The sequence below is a fragment of the Paenirhizobium cremeum genome, assembly GCF_022884085.1.
Classification (GTDB): Bacteria; Pseudomonadota; Alphaproteobacteria; order Rhizobiales; family Rhizobiaceae; genus Allorhizobium; species Allorhizobium cremeum.
Map to the genome: position 1 here is coordinate 355974 of NZ_JAGGCS010000002.1, position 13999 is coordinate 369972.

Here is a 13999-nt window from a genome sequence, read left to right on the forward strand (position 1 = left end):
CGATCAGGTGATTACGGTCGGCGCATCGCGGCCGGTGCGGCTGCTGATTTCAGCAATGCTTTCGGCCGCCGCGATCAGGTCGGCGAGGGCCGACTGGGTCTCGAGATCGTGGCGGTTTGCGTCCGGCTCATAGCGTTCGATGTAGACGCGCAGCGTCGCGCCCGAGGTGCCGGTGCCGGAAAGGCGGAAGACGATGCGGGAGCCGCCTTCGAAGAAGATACGGATGCCCTGGTTCTTGCTGACCGACTGGTCGATCGGATCGTGATAGGCGAAATCGTCGGCGGCGCTGACCACGAGGTCGCCGAACTTCGCGCCGGGCAGGGTCGCGAGCTTGCCGCGCAGGGTATCCATGAGGCCGTTGGCGGCGTCCGTGTCGACGGCTTCGTAATCGTGGCGCGAATAGTAGTTGCGGCCATAGGTCGCCCAGTGCTGGGAAACGATGTCTTGCATGCTTTCGCCGCGAACGGCGAGAATGTTCAGCCAGAGCAGCACCGCCCAGAGCCCGTCCTTCTCGCGCACATGGTTCGATCCGGTGCCGGCGCTTTCCTCGCCGCAGATCGTGACCTTGCCGGCGTCGAGCAGATTGCCGAAGAATTTCCAGCCGGTGGGGGTCTCGTAGATGCCGATGCCGAGCTTTTCGGCCACCTTGTCGGCGGCGGCGCTGGTCGGCATCGAACGGGCGATGCCGGCGATCCCGCCGTTGTAGCCGGGCGCCAGGTGGGCATTGGCCGCCAGAATGGCGAGGCTGTCCGACGGCGTAACGAAAATGCCCTTGCCGATGATGAGGTTGCGGTCGCCGTCGCCGTCGGAGGCGGCGCCGAAATCGGGCGCGTCCTTGCCGCTCATCATCTCGTCATAGAGTTCCTTGGCATGGACAAGGTTCGGGTCCGGATGATGGCCGCCGAAATCCGGCAGCGGCGTGAAGTTGCGGACCGTGCCTTCGGGCGCGCGCAGGCGCCCCTCGATGATTTCCTTGGCATAGGGACCGGTCACCGCGCTCATGGCGTCGAACACCATGCGGAAGCCGAGGCCGAACAGGTTGCGGATGGCGGAGAAGTCGAAAAGCTCCTCCATCAGTTCGGCATAGTCGGAGACGGGATCGATGACCTGGACCTGCATGCCGCCGACTTCAAAGGCGCCGATATTGTCGAGGTCGAGATCGTCGGCTGCGACGATGCGATAGCTGGTGATGACCTTCGAGCGGGCAAAGATCGCGTCGGTGATCTTTTCCGGTGCCGGGCCGCCATTGCCGATGTTGTATTTGATGCCGAAGTCTTCGGTCGGGCCGCCGGGATTGTGGCTGGCCGACAGAACGATGCCGCCGAAGGCCTTGTATTTGCGGATGACATGGGAGGCGGCGGGCGTCGAGAGAATGCCGCCCTTGCCGACCATGACCTTGCCGAAGCCGTTGGCTGCGGCCATTTTGATGACCTTCTGGATCACCTCGCGGTTATAGTAGCGGCCGTCGCCGCCGACGACCAGCGTCTTGCCCTGAAAGCCTTCCAGCGAATCGAAAATCGACTGGATGAAGTTCTCTGCATAATTTTCCTGCTGGAAGACCGGGACCTTCTTGCGCAGGCCCGAGGTGCCGGGCTTCTGGTCCGAGAAGGGCTTGGTGGCAACAGTCGATATCATGGACTTAATGGCCTTTCGAAACGAGGCGTTGATAAAGTTCGGCGTAGCGTTCGGCGCTGCGCCCCCAGGAGACGTCGCTCTTCATACCCTGTTTCTGAAGCTGCGCCCATGCCCTGGGATCGCGATAGAGCCTCATCGTGCGCTGGATGGCGCGACGCAGGGCATTCGCGGTCACAGGCGCGAACTGGATGCCGGTGGCAACGCCGCCGGCAAGAGCTGCTTCATTAGCATCGACGATCGTGTCGGCAAGGCCGCCGGTGCGGGCGACCACGGGCACGCAGCCGTAGCGCAGGGCATAAAGCTGGGTCAGGCCACAGGGTTCGAAGCGGGAGGGTATCAGGATGGCGTCGGCGCCGGCCTGCATGAGATGCGACAGCGGTTCGTCGAAACCGATGACCACCCCGATACGATTGCGGTAGCGCGAAGCGGCGGCAAGCAACTGCGCCTCCAGTGCGCTTTCGCCGGAGCCTAGAATGGCGAGCTTCGCCCCGGCCGATACGATGTCCTCGATCACCTCGCCGAGCAGGTCCATGCCCTTCTGCCAGGTCAGGCGGGAGACGATGGAAAAGATCGGGCCGTCATCCTCATCGAGGCCGAAGCGGGCGACGAGGGCCGCGCGGTTCGCCTGACGTTTCTTCAGCGCGCCCGAGGCATATTGCGTGGCGATCAGCGGATCGGTTGAGGGGTTCCAGACCTGGGCGTCGATACCGTTGACGATGCCGTAGAGATCGTTGGCACGGCTGGCGATGATACCCTCCAGCCCCATGCCGAATTCCGGCGTCAGGATCTCCTCCGCGTAGGAGGGGCTGACGGTGCTGAGCGCATGGGCGGTTGAGAGACCCGCCTTCAGGTAGCTCATGGTGCCGTAATATTCGAGCGCCTCCCAATAGGCATGGGGCGGAAGACCGAGATAGGGGAAATAGCTGGCGGGGAACTGTCCCTGAAAGGCGATGTTGTGAATGGTGATGAGGCTCGGCAGTTCCGGCGTCTCGGCATAGCGCATGTAGACGGGGGTCAGCGCCGTCTGCCAGTCGTGCACATGGATCAGATCGGGCTGCCAGCCGGGAAGGCCGCCTGCCGCGATCTCCGCGCCGGCTTTTGAAAGCACGGCAAACCGCTTCCAGTTGTCGGGATAATCGCGGGAGGCCGGGTCGACATAGGGGCCGCCCGAGCGTTCGAAAAGCGTGGGCGAATCGAGAACCAGAACGTCGAGGCCTTCATGTTTGGCCTCAAGCAGGGTGGCATGCTCTCCGAGCTGATCGGTGAACTCGACCCGCTTCACCGCCTTCCTGATCGCCTTCATCACCGCCGGATAGCCGGGGATCAGCGTCCGGGTATCGATATCATGCGCTTTCAGCGCAAGCGGAAGGGCGCCGGCGACATCTGCCAGGCCGCCGGTCTTAATCAACGGATAAAGCTCGGAGGCGACGGAGAGAACTTTCATCAGGTTCACATGTCCAGTTTGTCGATCATCGTCTGGGTTATCAGGCAGACGCCGTTTTCGGAGCGGCGGAAGCGACGGGCATCGAGTTCCGGATCCTCGCCGACCACCAGTCCCTCAGGGATGACGACCCCGTGGTCGATGACGACATTGGTCAGGCGGGCATGGCGCCCGATCTGCACTTTCGGAAGGACCACGGCGCCTTCCAGGCGAGAATAGGAATTGGCGCGTACCCCGGTGAACAGCAGGCTCTTGAACAGGGTGGAGCCGGAGATGATGCAATCGCCCGAGACCAGCGACGAAATCGCCGAGCCGCGACGGCCCTCGTCGTCATGCACGAATTTTGCTGGCGGGGTGATTTCGGCATAGCTCCAGATCGGCCAGGATTTGTCGTAGAGGTCGAGATCGGGAACGATGTCGGTCAGGTCGATATTGGCCTGCCAGTAGGCGTCGATCGTGCCGACGTCGCGCCAGTAGGGCGCGCGCTCGAAGTCGGAGCGCACGCAGGAGCGGGCGAAACGGTGGGCGACGGCTTTGCCGTTCGAGACGATATAGGGGATGATGTCCTTGCCGAAATCCCGGCTGGAGGTGGGGTCCGCTGCATCGCGGCGCAGGACATCCATCAGGAAGCGGGTGTGGAAGACGTAAATGCCCATCGAGGCGAGGGCGAAGCCCTCATTGCCCGGAATGCCCGGCGGATCGGCCGGCTTCTCGACGAAGGCGATGATGTTGTCCTTTTCGTCGACATGCATGACGCCGAAACCGGATGCATCCGCCCGCGGCACTTCCAGGCAGCCGATCGTGACATCGGCGCCGGAATCGACGTGCTGCTGGAGCATCTGCTCGTAGTCCATCTTGTATATGTGGTCGCCGGCCAGGATCACCATGTATTCCGGGCCGTAGGACTCGATGATGTCGATGTTCTGATAGACGGCGTCGGCCGTGCCCTCGTACCACTGGGTTTCGGAGACGCGCTGCGAGGCGGGCAGGACGTCGAAGCTTTCGTTGCGTTCCGGACGGAAGAAGTTCCAGCCATGTTGCAGATGGCGGATGAGGGAATGGGCCTTGTACTGGGTGGCGACGCCGATGCGGCGGATGCCCGAATTGAGCGCATTCGACAGCGCGAAATCGATGATCCGGGCCTTGCCGCCGAAATAGACCGCCGGCTTGGCGCGCCGGTCCGTCAGTTCCTTCAGCCGGCTGCCGCGGCCTCCCGCGAGAACATAGGCCATGGCGTCACGCGCCAGGGGCTGTATCCGCTTTTCCGTCATTTTGATCCTCCCGCATCAGTTTTCTTGTTCGAGCATGATGACGGCGAGTGGCGGCAGGGTCAGCGTCGCGGTGGCGCGTCCGTCAGAACCCGGCCGGGCCTCCGTGCGCCCGCCATTGCCCTTGCCGCTGCCGCCATAGATCTCGGCATCGGTATTGAGGATTTCGCGCCAGCGGCCCGGAGCGGGCAGCGGCACGGTGTAGCGCTCGTGATAGACGGGCGTGAAGTTGCAGATGACCGCAACCGGTTTCTGGCCCGGTGCCTTGCGCAGCCAGGCGAAGACCGAATTGTCGTGATCGTCGGTAATCAGCCATTCGAACCCGTCACCCTCGCAATCGCGGGCGTGAAGCGCCGGTTTCGAACGGTAGGTGAAGTTGAGATCGCGGACGAGACGCCGCATGCCTTCGTGCAGCGCATACTGGAGCAGGTTCCAGTCGAGGGGGCGGCTCTCGCTCCATTCGCTCCACTGGGCAAATTCCTGGCCCATGAAGAGCAGCTTCTTGCCGGGATAACCCCACATGAACGCATAGTAGCTTCGCAGATTGGCGAATTTCTGCCAGTCATCCCCCGGCATCTTGGCAATCATCGAGCCCTTTCCGTGAACGACCTCGTCATGGGAGATCGGCAGCACGAAATTCTCGGAAAAGGCATAGAGGAGGCCGAAGGTGATTTCCTGGTGGTGGAACTTGCGGTGCACCGGATCGCGCGAGAAGTAACTCAGCGTATCGTGCATGAAGCCCATGTTCCACTTGAAGCCAAAGCCCAGGCCGCCTTCGTGGACCGGCTGCGAGACCTTCGGCCAGGAGGTGGATTCCTCGGCAATTGTCATGACGCCGGGATGCGCGCCGTAGACCAGCCGGTTCATCTTCTGGAGAAAGCGGACGGCGTCGAGGTTTTCGCGACCGCCATATTCGTTCGGCACCCACTCGCCTTCCTTGCGGGAATAATCGAGGTAGAGCATGGAGGCCACCGCATCGACGCGAAGGCCGTCGAGATGGAATTTCTCCGCCCAGTAGAGGGCGTTGTTGATGAGGTAGGACAGGACCTCGATACGGCCGAAATTGTAGATCGCCGTGTTCCAGTCCGGATGGAAGCCCTGGCGGGGATCGGCATGCTCGTAGAGCGCCGTGCCGTCGAACCAGCGCAGGCCATGGGCGTCGGTCGGAAAATGGGCGGGCACCCAGTCGAGAATGACGCCGATGCCGACCTTGTGGCAGCCGTTGACGAAGCGGGCGAAGCCCTCCGGCTCGCCGAAACGGGCCGTCGGCGCATAGAGCCCCGTGGTCTGGTAGCCCCAGGAGGGATCGTAGGGGTGTTCGGTGATCGGCAGGAACTCGATGTGGGTGAAACCCATGTCCGAGCAATAGGGAATGAGGCGATCGGCCAGTTCATCCCAGGTCAGCAGCGAGCCGTCGCCGCGTCTTTGCCACGACCCGGCATGCACCTCGTATATGGACACGGGCTGGCGACGCTGGTCGACGCTCGCCCAATGCTCGCGATGGGCGTCGTCCTGCCAATCCTGCTCCAGTTCCGCAGCGGTGATCGACGCGTTTTTCGGGCGCAGTTCGGCCCGCCGTGCATAGGGATCGGCCTTGAGGGGCAGAAGCACGCCGTCCTTGCCGATGATCTCGAACTTGTAGGCTGTCCCCTGCCGCACGTCCGGGGCGAAGATTTCCCAGATGCCGGTGTCCCGGCGAAGTCGCATGACATGCCGGCGGCCATCCCATTCGTTGAAATCGCCGACGACAGACACGCGCTGTGCGTTCGGTGCCCATACGGCGAAGTGAAAGCCGTCCACGCCCTGGTGCTTGAGAGGATGGGCGCCCATCCTGTCAAAGAGCCTCAGATGCGATCCTTCGCGGACGAAATAGTCGTCCATCGGGCCGAGCACCGGACCGAAACTGTAGGGGTCCGTGACAGTCCATTCGGCATCGCCGCGGCAGGCCCGGTAGCGGATGGGATGGAAGCCGCCGATCGCCACGGGTCCGGCGAAGAAGCCGGCCGGGTCGATTTGGGGGAGTTCGCCGAGATCGGCGCCGTTGAGCGCCACCGCGGTCACCGTTTCCGCGCCGGGAATGAAACAGCGGGCGCAGAAGCCCGTTTCGGTTTGGTGGATGCCGAGCAACGAGAAGGGATCGCCATGGGTGCCGGCAATGATGGCTGCGATCTCCGAGGCCGGAGGAACCTCCGGCCGGGGAGTGTCACCGATCGTCTTCGGTGATTTGGCCATCAGGCTCTCCAGATGTCGGAGTTGTACTGCCGGATCGTGCGGTCGGACGAGAACCAGCCCATGCGGGCGGTGTTGCGGATGGTCTTGCCGTACCAGCTTTGCGGGTCTGTCCAGATGCCATCGACCTCGCGCTGGGCCTTGGCGTAGGCATCGAAATCCTCGGCGACCATGAACCAGTCGTGCTGGTAGATGCCGTTTATCAGGCCGGCGAAGCGGCCGCGGTCATCCGGGGAGAAGACGCCTGAGGCAATGGAGGAGAGCGCCTGCGACAGTTCCCGCGAAGCTTCGATGGTCGTGCGCGGATTGTGGCCGTCGGCCCGCGCCTTGCCGACCTCTTCCGCCGTCATGCCGAAGATCACGATATTTTCCTCTCCGACATGGTCGCGCATTTCCACATTCGCTCCGTCCAGCGTGCCGATGGTCAGTGCACCGTTTAACGCGAACTTCATGTTGCCGGTTCCCGATGCTTCCATGCCGGCCGTCGAAATCTGCTCGGAAAGATCGGCCGCCGGCACCATGACTTCGGCGAGCGAGACGTTGTAGTTCGGAATGAAGACGACCTTGAGCAGGCCGCGAACGGAGGGGTCGTTGTTCACCACGCGGGCAACGTCGTTGGCGAGCTTGATGATGAGCTTGGCGTTGTGGTAGCTCGGCGCCGCCTTGCCGGCGAAGAGCTTGACGCGCGGCACCCAGTCCCGCTCCGGATGGGAACGGATCTGGTCGAAGAGAGCGACCGTCTCGACGATGTTGAGAAGCTGGCGTTTGTATTCGTGAATGCGCTTGATCTGGATGTCGAACATGGCCGAGGGATCGAGCCTGATCCCCATGCGGCTCGCGACCAGATTGGACAGGCGCTCCTTGTTGGCGCGCTTGACGGCGGCGAACTTTTCCTGGAACGACGCATCGTCGGCGAAGGCGTCGAGCGCCGTCAGCTTGCCGGCATCGTCGAGGAAATCGTCGCCGATCGCCTCGCGCACCAGCGAGGTCAGTTGCGGGTTGCACTGCATCAGCCAGCGGCGCGGGGTGATGCCGTTGGTCTTGTTGTTGATCCGTTCCGGATAGAGTTTGTGGAGGTCGGCGAAAACCGTCTCCTTCATCAGTTCCGTATGCAGGGCGGAAACGCCGTTGATGCTGTGCGAGCCGATGAAGGCGAGGTTGCCCATGCGCACGCGCCGGTCGCCGCTTTCGTCGATGAGCGAGATATGGCGGATCTCGGTGTCGGTGAAGGCGCGGTTCTTGCGGGCGTCGAGCAGGATCTTGGCGTTGATGGCGTAGACGAGCTGCATGTGGCGCGGCAGGAGCCGTTCGAACAGCGGCACGGGCCAGCTTTCCAGCGCCTCGGGCAGAAGCGTGTGGTTGGTATAGGAGAAGGTCTTCCAGGTGATATCCCAGGCGGTGTCGAAGTCGACGCCGTGGATATCGCAGAGAAGCCGCATCAGTTCGGCGACGGAAACGGCCGGATGGGTATCGTTGAGCTGGATCGAAACCTTTTCCGGCAGCGCCGAAAGGGGATTTCCCTGCTGGAGATGGCGGCGCAGGATGTCCTGCAGCGAGGCGGAGCAGAAGAAATATTCCTGCCGCAGGCGAAGCTCCTGACCGGCGGCCGTCGCGTCCGCCGGATAGAGCACACGGGTCAGGGTTTCCGCCTTGTTGCTCTCGCGCAGAGCGCCGATGTGATCGCCGGCGTTGAAGGCATCGAGAAGAATAGGATCGATCGGTTGGGCCGACCAGAGGCGCAGGGTGTTCACCCGCTCGCCCCGCCAGCCGACCACCGGCGTGTCATAGGCCGTGGCGATCACGCGCTCGCTGGGCTTCCAGACGTAACGCAGGTCTTCGTTCTGGCCGTTGATGGTCTCGACGCCGCCGCCGAAACCGATTTCGTAGGAGCTTTCGCGCCGCTCGAACTCCCAGGGGTTCCCGTGGGCGAGCCAGGTTTCCGGCAGTTCCACCTGCCAGCCCTCGGCCATCTGCTGGCGGAAGAGGCCGTGGACGTAACGGATGCCGTAGCCATAGGCCGGGATATCGACGGTCGCCAGGGATTCCATGAAACAGGCGGCGAGACGTCCGAGACCGCCGTTGCCGAGCGCCGCATCGGGCTCAAGGCCGGCGATGACGTCGAGTTCGACGCCGAGCGAGGCGAGCGCCTGGCGGATCTCCTCCATCAGCCCGAGATTGGACATGGCGTCCCGCATCAGCCGGCCGATGAGGAATTCGAGCGAGAGATAATAGACGCGCTTGGCGTTGTCGGCGTAGGTGGCGCGGGTCGATTCCATCCACTTGTCGATGATGCGGTCGCGCACCACGAGGATCGTCGCCGTCAGCCAGTCATGGGGCGTTGCCACCTTGGCGTCCTTGCCGATGCCGTAGGTCAGTCGCTCGATGATTTCAGCGGCGAGCACCTCAGGGTCGGAGACGCGCGGCTTGGGCAGGGGCAGGTCGGCTTTGCTGAGTGTCTTAATCATGGTTCCGCCAACAGTTGGATCGTTTTAACGGGCTACCCGCCGATTCCGGTGGTGTCGGCGCATGGTCCGTTTTTCGTAGTTTACGCACCGTTATGAAACACTTGCAACACAGGAAATCGGCAAATGCCAGATTGGGGGCGCGCGCACGACGTTGTTTATAAAGCGCTGAATTTTCAGGATTTATGTCACCGGCCGGATTTTGAATAAAAAAAGCCGTGGCGATCGCTGCCACGGCTTTTATCCCACCTTCCGGCCGGATCTTGCCCATCCTCAATTCGTGAGGCGGGTGGTCATGTCGGCCGCCTTCTTGCCGATTTCCTGGAAGGCGCTGACCAGCGTGTCCATGTCTTCCGGCTCGAAGTAATAGTCGGCGGCGCTGGCGCAATAGCTCAGCAGGGATTTCCCCTTGTCGGGCGCCATGAAGGCGACGGTGAAGATCTTGATGCCGTCGGTCTTTGCCAGGTCGCAATAGCCCCTGACCTGGCTGTCGATGGATGCGTTCCAACTGGAGCCCGTTCCGGTCATTTCGCCGTCGGTCATCAGCAGGATGTAACGCTCGAACTTCTTGTTGTCCTTGGCTGCTTGCGCGTTCGCTTCGGTGGCGTTTGCCGCCTTCAGCGCATCATAAGCGACTTTCATGGCGCCGCTTGCGTTGGTGCCTCCGGTTGGCACGGAAGGCAGCGCGCTGACATAGGCTGCGGCCGATGTCGTGCCCCAGGCGATGGCGGAGGGGGACTGGGTCGTGTCGTTGTAGGACACGGCGCCGACACGAACGCCTTCCGCGTCGGGATCGGCCTCGTTGAGCGTGGTGAAGAGGACGCCGGCGGCGGTCTTCAAAGCATCGATCTTGCGCACGTAGCAGGGCTTCGTGGGCTTGATGTAATTCTTCTGCCCCTGCTTCACGTCCTTGTAGGCCCAGTTCGATGCGGTGTAGTTCACGCAGGAGGTCTGCGTCGTGTCGACCGTATCGGTCACGAAAGACATGGAACCCGAACGGTCGAGAGCCAGATACATCGACAGCGCACTTTGCGTTTCGGATGTGCTCTCGGCCTTGCTGGTCACAGATACCCGCATGCTCTCGCGGCCGAGCAGGCGGGTGAAGGCATTCATCGGGACGTCGTAATATCCCGAGACCGTGACGTCGTAGACATTGCTGGAGCCGCTGCTGCCGGTCGTGCGCTGGACGATCGCCGTGGTGTCTTCCCCAAGCTCGTCGGACGTGCCGCTCTGGGTTTCGTCCTCGGTGGCATTGTCCGAGCCGGCGGTATTGGCAAACTGTGCCGCCATGAACCTGCGGGCGCGCTCGATCGCCTGTTCGTCGGTCAGGCTGTTATCGCTCGCCAGGGCCGATGCGGCGGAAAGGGCGGCGGAGTCGGCCGCATCCTGAAGGGCTGCCTTGACCTGTATCACTTTGGTCATGTCCATCGCGAGACCCGCGACGGCGAGCGTGACGGGCAGCAATATCGCCGTCATCATGCCGAAGTTTCCGCTGCGTTCCATCATGAACCGGCGGAAACAGGCGTGCTTTCTTATGGTACCGGGCATCATATCCATCCATGCAAGGGAGCACCTTGACCGTCGGGATATCTGAAAAAACTGATGTTCGGTTTAAAAGGGACGCTAGAATTTTAGCATTCGGCCCATTGGCTGCGTGCGCGCGGCTATTTCACGGGCACGACATCGACGGACTGGGCGGTCTGGTGGGTGCCATAGCTTTTCAGGACGCCGATGACGGGGGCGACATCCGAATAATCGCGGCCATAGGCGACCACGACATGATCGCTGCTGACGGCGATGTTGTTGGTCGGATCGAGTTCGATCCAGCCCGTAGTCTCGCCGCACCAGATCCGGACCCATGCATGCATGGCGTCCGCCCCTTCGAGGCGTTCCTTGCCCGGCGGCGGTATCGTTCGCAGGAAGCCGCTGACATAGCCGGCGGGAATGCCGAGGCTTCTCAGCGCGATAATCATGACGTGGGCGAAATCCTGGCAGACGCCGCGCTTCAGGGCAAAGGCTTCGGCGGGCGTCGTGTCGACGGTGGTCGCGCTCGAATCATATTTGAAGTCGGCATGGATCCGCGCGCAGATCTTTTCCGCGATCTGGTGAACCGTCAGGCCCGACTTCAGATCCTTGTGGGCATAGGCGGCGATTTCCGGCACCTCGCCCAGGCGGGGACTGGCGCCGAGAAAGTGATGCGGGGAGCCCGGCTCGGCGGACCAGTAGTCCGCAAGTTCTTCCGGCAATTTCTCGAGAAGAGGGGAAAAGTCGGCCGTCAGCGGCTGCGGCTGCACCATGACGCGCGCCTGCATGCGGATGTCCAGCTTCTCGTGGGGCGCCCTCAGCATGATGTAGGTTGCCGGGTGGTGGAAAAAATCGGTGAAATTCGAGGTCTCGTCCGGATGCGGCTCGATTTTGACCGAGCCCGCGACCAGCCTCTGGCGTTCGGGCAGGGACAGGGGCAGGAGGCGCAGGATGTGATGGGACCCGGAAGCGGGAACGTCGTAGATGTAACCGATATGGAGCGTCAGGTCATAGAGCATCGGTCTATCCGAGATAGGTGTTCGCAAGGATGTCGGACAGCTTTTCGAGTTCGCGCTCAAGGGTCGAATAGACTTCTGGCGTCATCGTCTCAGGCGTCATCACCGCGAGGCCGGAATGAAGCCGCATCGCTTCCCGGTAAAGCGGCGACATCTGGCCGTTGACGAAGGCGTTCGGCAATTGCTCCAGTTCGATGCGGATTTCGTTGAGCTGGAAGAGAATGGATCGCGGGTTGAGAGGATCGAGCGCCAGAAGGTCGGTGACTGTCAGCTTCGCCGTGTTGACGTTGTAGCGGCGGCGATGGGTCATCACGTTGTCGCCGATCTCCAGCAGCATGTCGAGCGCGCCGTCGGGAGCCTCGTCGGCGGTCATGTGGCCTAGAAGCCGGGTCATGTGCAGGCCGCGTTCGAGGAAACGGCCGACAGTCAGGAAGCGCCAGCCGGTGAAGCGGTACATGTTTTCGTGCACCAGACCGGCAAAGCCCGCGAGCTTGCGCAGGAGGATGGTCATCGCATGGGCCGCGTCGTCGCCGTGCCGGACGGTATCGTGGAAGCGCCGCGCGGTCTTCGCGAGATCGTTCAGCGCCAGCCAGCCATCGGGTGAAAAGCGGTCGCGGATGTTGCTTGCCGAATAGACGGCGCTGTCGATGTTGCGCATCATGCTTTCCGGCACGCCGTGTTTCATGTCGACGTCGAGATGCGAGAGGTAGCGCGTCACATAGGCCAGAAGCGGCTGTTTCGGGTCGGCGGATTCGGCAAAACGTCCATGCCAGGCGCGAAGAATGCGCAGTGCGCCTTCGGCCCGTTCGATATAGCGGCCGAGCCAGTAGAGATTGTCGGCTGCGCGGCTCGGCAGGCTGCCCGGCATGTTGCGGGTGAAGCTTTCCTCCGCCGGCAGAAGCGAGGTGCGGTCGACCGGCTTTCCGGACACGATCCAGACATCCGCCGCGCTGCCGCCCGATTGCATGGCGATGGCCGCGACGTCGTTGCTGCTGCCGATGCGGGCGAAGCCGCCGGGCATGATCTGCCAGCCATCGCGGGTGCGGGCGGCATAGACGCGCAGGCTCATCGGCCGCGGCGTGAGCTGGCCATCGACGAATGCCGGGGTGGTCGAGAGGGTGACGACTTCCTGTCCGACGAGCTTGCCGCCCTCGACCTCGAGCCGCTCCAGCATGGCCTTGCGCTGGGGCTTGGACAGCGAGGCGCCGAGTTGCGAGCGGCCGCTGTCATCGAAGAAGGGAAGCCGTGAATAGGCCGGGCCGATGACCATGCGGTCGAGGTTGCGGGCGACCTGTTCGCGTTCGGACTTCTGGCCGCACCACCATGTGGCGATCGAGGGGAGCGCCAGATCCTCGCCGAGCAGGTGGCGACAGATGGTCGGCATGAAGGCGAGCAGCGCGCGCGTTTCCAGAACGCCGGAGCCGAGCGCATTGACGAAGGTCACGGCGCCGTTGCGCAGCGCCTGCACCATGCCCGGCGTGCCGATATGGGAATTCTGGTCAAGTTCGAGAGGATCGGCATAGGCCGCATCCAGGCGGCGCCACAGAACACTGATCGGCTTCAGCCCGGCGACGGTGCGCACCATGACGCGGCCGTTGACGACGGCCAGGTCCTCGCCCTCCAGCAACATGATGCCGAGATAGCGGGCGATATAGGCGTGTTCGAAATAGGTCTCGTTGGCCGGGCCGGGCGACAGGACGGCGATGCGGTCGTCGGAATGCTGCTTGCGCGACTGAAGCGCGTCACGGAAGGCCCCGAAGAAGGAGGCGAGCCGGTGAACATGGGTTTCCGCATAGATGTCGGAGAAGGCGCGGGTGGTCGCGACGCGGTTTTCCAGCGCAAAGCCGGCACCTGACGGCGCCTGGGTGCGGTCGGCCAGCACCCACCAGTTTCCATCAGGTCCGCGACCGATCTCGAAGGAACAGAAATGGAGATAGTGTCCGCCGGCCGGCTTGATGCCGACCAGGGGACGCAGGAATTCCGGATTGGCGGCGATGAGCTGCGGCGGGAGGAAGCCTTCCTGCACCAGCCGGTTGTCGTTGTAGATGTCGGAGACCACGGCTTCCAGCAGGTTGGCGCGCTGCACCAGACCTTCGGCCAGCACCTGCCATTCCTTCTCGTCGATCAGGACCGGGATGTGGGAAAAGGGCCAGGCCCGCTCGCTCGAGCCGTTTGCGCCATAGGCCCGATAAAAGACGCCCGCATCCCGCAGGTAGCGGTCGGCACGGGCGAAGCGTTCGTGCAGTTCATGTTCGGACAACCGGTCTATGGCATTGACGAACGGCTGCCAGACTGGACGAATGGCGCCGTTATTATCCAGCATCTCGTCGGCCGCGCCCGGCAATGCCCGATAACTCACGCTTCGCGCCTCGCTGATTTCGTCTTCCAGCTTTTCCGCCACCGTCGGGTTTGTCATATCCTCTT

Annotated in this window: 9 protein-coding genes; all 9 read right to left on the minus strand. The window is 62.8% G+C overall.

The window, feature by feature from the left end; genetic code table 11:
* Positions 1-3 precede the first annotated feature (3 nt).
* The 9 genes from J5N58_RS05150 to J5N58_RS05190 all read right to left on the minus strand — a co-directional run bounded on the left by J5N58_RS05150 (position 4) and on the right by J5N58_RS05190 (position 13991).
* Positions 4-1635, minus strand: coding sequence for an alpha-D-glucose phosphate-specific phosphoglucomutase (locus J5N58_RS05150; RefSeq protein WP_113442296.1), 1632 nt, complete (start codon positions 1633-1635; stop codon positions 4-6).
* Positions 1636-1639: 4 nt separating this feature from the next.
* On the minus strand, positions 1640-3079 hold the full coding sequence (gene glgA / locus J5N58_RS05155; protein WP_244709941.1) for a glycogen synthase GlgA: 1440 nt from the start codon (positions 3077-3079) through the stop codon (positions 1640-1642).
* A gap of 5 nt (positions 3080-3084) precedes the next feature.
* On the minus strand, positions 3085-4347 hold the full coding sequence (glgC, locus tag J5N58_RS05160) for a glucose-1-phosphate adenylyltransferase (protein WP_112828737.1): 1263 nt from the start codon (positions 4345-4347) through the stop codon (positions 3085-3087).
* Between the two features lie 15 nt (positions 4348-4362).
* Positions 4363-6576, minus strand: coding sequence for a 1,4-alpha-glucan branching protein GlgB (gene glgB / locus J5N58_RS05165; RefSeq protein ID WP_244709943.1), 2214 nt, complete (start codon positions 6574-6576; stop codon positions 4363-4365).
* On the minus strand, positions 6576-9035 hold the full coding sequence (locus tag J5N58_RS05170) for a glycogen/starch/alpha-glucan phosphorylase (RefSeq protein ID WP_244710110.1): 2460 nt from the start codon (positions 9033-9035) through the stop codon (positions 6576-6578). The genes glgB and J5N58_RS05170 overlap by 1 nt, the downstream gene beginning before the upstream one ends.
* A complete protein-coding gene (locus tag J5N58_RS05175; RefSeq protein WP_162708217.1) occupies positions 9031-9306 on the minus strand; it encodes a hypothetical protein in 276 nt (91 codons plus the stop codon). The genes J5N58_RS05170 and J5N58_RS05175 overlap by 5 nt, the downstream gene beginning before the upstream one ends.
* Before the next feature lie 2 nt (positions 9307-9308).
* Positions 9309-10514: a vWA domain-containing protein gene (locus J5N58_RS05180; protein WP_244709945.1), complete on the minus strand. Its 1206-nt coding sequence runs from the start codon at positions 10512-10514 to the stop codon at positions 9309-9311.
* A gap of 185 nt (positions 10515-10699) precedes the next feature.
* Positions 10700-11578 (minus strand): transglutaminase family protein, encoded by an 879-nt coding sequence (locus J5N58_RS05185; RefSeq protein WP_113424489.1) that lies wholly within the window; start codon positions 11576-11578, stop codon positions 10700-10702.
* Between the two features lie 4 nt (positions 11579-11582).
* On the minus strand, positions 11583-13991 hold the full coding sequence (locus J5N58_RS05190; RefSeq protein WP_113424490.1) for a circularly permuted type 2 ATP-grasp protein: 2409 nt from the start codon (positions 13989-13991) through the stop codon (positions 11583-11585).
* Positions 13992-13999: the final 8 nt, after the last annotated feature.

Excerpts from the sequence above, each read along its gene's own strand:
- J5N58_RS05150 (WP_113442296.1), bottom strand. The coding sequence starts at position 1,635 with ATGATATCGACTGTTGCCACCAAGCCCTTCTCGGACCAGAAGCCCGGC.
- glgA (WP_244709941.1), bottom strand. The coding sequence starts at position 3,079 with ATGAAAGTTCTCTCCGTCGCCTCCGAGCTTTATCCGTTGATTAAGACC.
- glgC (WP_112828737.1), bottom strand. The coding sequence starts at position 4,347 with ATGACGGAAAAGCGGATACAGCCCCTGGCGCGTGACGCCATGGCCTAT.
- glgB (WP_244709943.1), bottom strand. The coding sequence starts at position 6,576 with ATGGCCAAATCACCGAAGACGATCGGTGACACTCCCCGGCCGGAGGTT.
- J5N58_RS05175 (WP_162708217.1), bottom strand. The coding sequence starts at position 9,306 with ATGGGCAAGATCCGGCCGGAAGGTGGGATAAAAGCCGTGGCAGCGATC.
- J5N58_RS05180 (WP_244709945.1), bottom strand. The coding sequence starts at position 10,514 with ATGATGACGGCGATATTGCTGCCCGTCACGCTCGCCGTCGCGGGTCTC.
- J5N58_RS05185 (WP_113424489.1), bottom strand. The coding sequence starts at position 11,578 with ATGCTCTATGACCTGACGCTCCATATCGGTTACATCTACGACGTTCCC.
- J5N58_RS05190 (WP_113424490.1), bottom strand. The coding sequence starts at position 13,991 with ATGACAAACCCGACGGTGGCGGAAAAGCTGGAAGACGAAATCAGCGAG.